Origin of the sequence: Neglectibacter sp. X4 (assembly GCF_009917365.1) — a bacterium.
In the GTDB taxonomy this organism is placed as follows: domain Bacteria; phylum Bacillota; class Clostridia; order Oscillospirales; family Acutalibacteraceae; genus Acutalibacter.
In genome coordinates, this window is record NZ_QWLE01000365.1 from 1 (window position 1) to 235 (window position 235).

General features: G+C 40.0%; 1 protein-coding gene. It reads left to right on the forward strand.

Annotated features, from left to right (window positions below; genetic code table 11):
* Positions 1–36: 36 nt before the first annotated feature.
* On the forward strand, positions 37–235 hold a 199-nt coding region (locus D1841_RS18600), incomplete at its 3' end, for a hypothetical protein (RefSeq protein ID WP_166554427.1).

Genomic DNA, 235 nt, shown 5'->3' on the forward strand with positions numbered 1-235 from the left:
TAAACTATGGAATTTGATGAAATTTTAAAGGAACAGATGAAAAAAATCGTCGATGAGAAGCAGACTGACTCGCTTTCTGATTATGCCAGCGGTCTATCCGGGGGAATTTCTGATTACTTTACGCTGGATAAAATCGTAGACGCAACACTAAATGGGGAGAGCATTTTTAGTTCAGAGGATATGATTTCCAGTTTAAAGGCGCTGTTTCTCTATGAATTAAAGGCGGCACTGGTGG